The sequence below is a fragment of the Stenotrophomonas sp. YIM B06876 genome (genome assembly GCF_030711595.1).
GTDB lineage: Bacteria > Pseudomonadota > Gammaproteobacteria > Xanthomonadales > Xanthomonadaceae > Stenotrophomonas.
Genome location: NZ_JAUJUJ010000185.1, coordinates 1 through 1,545, shown reverse-complemented (window position 1 = coordinate 1,545; position 1,545 = coordinate 1). Strand labels below are relative to the sequence as shown.

Below are 1,545 nucleotides of genomic sequence, written 5' to 3'. Positions count from 1 at the left end.
CGCCGCGCAGAAACCCGCCGTCCAGAAAACTGCGCGCGCCTCGGGGCAGGCGACCAGCCGGCGCGGCGGCACGCCGGCCAGGAAACCACGGCGTTAAGCAAGCCGCAGGCCGGCACAACCGAAGGACATCCGCCATGCGCCAGACCGACGCTTCTGTTGCCGCCGCTCCGCGCGACGGTTTTTCCTCCAGCTTCGGCGTGCTCGCGGCCACCCTTGGCTCGGCGGTCGGCCTGGGCAATATCTGGAAATTCCCCTACCTGACCGGCGCCAACGGCGGCGCCGGCTTTCTGCTGGTCTACCTGCTGGCGACCTTGCTGATCGGTTTGCCGGTGATGATCACGGAGATCATGCTGGGCCGCACCGCCAAGGCCGACTCTGTCGGCACCTTCAAGAAGCTGGCACCGGGCACGCCGTGGTGGCTGATCGGCGGCTTTGGCGTGCTGGCCGCGTTCCTGATCATGGCCTTCTACTCCGAGGTGGCCGCCTGGGTGCTGGCCTATGTCTTCAAGTCGCTGGCCGGCAGCGCGCTGTCGAGCGATCCGGCGCACACCTCGGCGGCCTTCGACCAACTGATCCACGACCCGCTCCAGTCCCTGCTGTGGCAGTGGGCGGTGCTGGTGCTGATCGGCGGCATCCTGCTGCTGGGCGTGTCCAAGGGCATCGAGGCGGTCACCAAGAAGCTGATGCCCCTGCTGTTCATCCTGCTGGTGGTGGTGGGCGTGCGCAGCCTGCTGCTGCCGGGCGCCGATGCCGGCCTGCGCTTCCTGTTCCAGCCCGATTTTTCCAAGATCAGCTCCGGCGTGGTGCTGACCGCGATGGGGCTGGCGTTCTTCAAGCTGTCGATCGGCATGGGCACCATGCTGACCTACGGCAGCTACTTCCGCGACGACCAGAACATCCCGGCCACCGCGCTGCGCGTGATGAGCGCCGACCTGCTGGTGTCGATGCTGGCCGGCATAGCGATCTTTCCGGCCGTCTTTGCCTTTGGTTTCGCGCCGGCCGCCGGCCCGTCGCTGCTGTTCATCACCATTCCGGCGGTGTTCGCCCAGATGCCGTTCGGCGGTCTGTTCATGGTGGTGTTCTTCGTGCTGACGGCCATCGCGGCCACCGGGGCGATGCTGTCGATCCTGGAGGTGCCGGTGTCGGTGCTGAGCGAGCGCTTGGGCTGGAGCCGCGCCCAGGCCACCGTGTGCACGCTGCTGGCGCTGGCGCTGATCGGCGCCTCGGCCGCACTCTCGAACAGCGTGCTGGCCGACTTCAAGTGGTTCGGCATGACGATGTTCGACCTGTTCGACGCGCTGACCTCGAACGTGCTGCTGCCGCTCGGCGGCATCCTGCTGTGCCTGTTCACCGGCTGGGTCTGGGGGCCGCGGCGCTTTGCCGATGCGCTGTCGAACGGCGGCACGCTGGCCAACCGGCGCCTGCTGGCAGCGCTGTTCCTGGTGACGCGCTGGGTGTCGCCGCTGCTGATCCTGGTGGTGATGCTGAAGGGGCTGGGCGCGTTCTAGTGTCGTGAGTTGGAGGTTCGTTGAAGAAATAAAGATG

The 1,545-nt window shown here is 67.1% G+C and carries 1 protein-coding gene; it reads left to right on the top strand.

Going from position 1 to position 1,545, the window contains the following annotated elements; genetic code table 11:
* Positions 1 to 134: 134 nt before the first annotated feature.
* Positions 135 to 1,508 carry a sodium-dependent transporter gene (locus QZH66_RS15905; protein ID WP_305806864.1) on the top strand — a complete coding sequence of 458 codons (1,374 nt, stop codon included), beginning with the start codon at positions 135 to 137 and terminating at the stop codon, positions 1,506 to 1,508.
* The last annotated feature ends 37 nt before the right edge of the window (positions 1,509 to 1,545 follow it).

Bases quoted from the DNA above. Each gene is read 5' to 3' on its own strand.
- QZH66_RS15905 (WP_305806864.1), top strand. From the start codon at position 135: ATGCGCCAGACCGACGCTTCTGTTGCCGCCGCTCCGCGCGACGGTTTT.